Annotated in this window: 1 tRNA gene and 1 rRNA gene; both read right to left on the minus strand. The window is 48.4% G+C overall.

Annotated features, from left to right (window positions below):
- Positions 1–202 precede the first annotated feature (202 nt).
- Positions 203–278, minus strand: a tRNA-Glu gene (locus AM629_RS21550).
- 80 nt (positions 279–358) lie between these two features.
- Positions 359–434: ribosomal RNA gene (locus tag AM629_RS21555) — 16S ribosomal RNA — on the minus strand; the annotation flags it as partial.

The raw sequence follows: 434 nt of genomic DNA on the forward strand, positions 1-434 counted from the left end.
GCTTATTCGCTTAACCTCACAACCCAAAGACGTCTTGGGTCGCAGAGTGTTGAGAGACTCTTCAATAATACCTCTCGATATTACTGACAGTTTTCAATTTTCAGCTTGTTCCAGATTGTTAAAGAGCTTTTATCGTTAAGCCGACTCAATCAAAATCCGCTTAACGATAACACGACAACGCCTTTCACCCGTCATCCGCAAGTGGCGTCCCCTAGGGGATTCGAACCCCTGTTACCGCCGTGAAAGGGCGGTGTCCTAGGCCTCTAGACGAAGGGGACCCATAGTCAGCTTCGCAGACGCATTCTTGCTCTTCTTTCATCAGACAATCTGTGTGAACACTCACTCAACGCATCTCAGGTAAGGAGGTGATCCAACCGCAGGTTCCCCTACGGTTACCTTGTTACGACTTCACCCCAGTCATGAATCACAAAGTG

The sequence above is a fragment of the Photorhabdus heterorhabditis genome (assembly GCF_001280945.1).
In the GTDB taxonomy this organism is placed as follows: Bacteria; Pseudomonadota; Gammaproteobacteria; order Enterobacterales; family Enterobacteriaceae; genus Photorhabdus; species Photorhabdus heterorhabditis.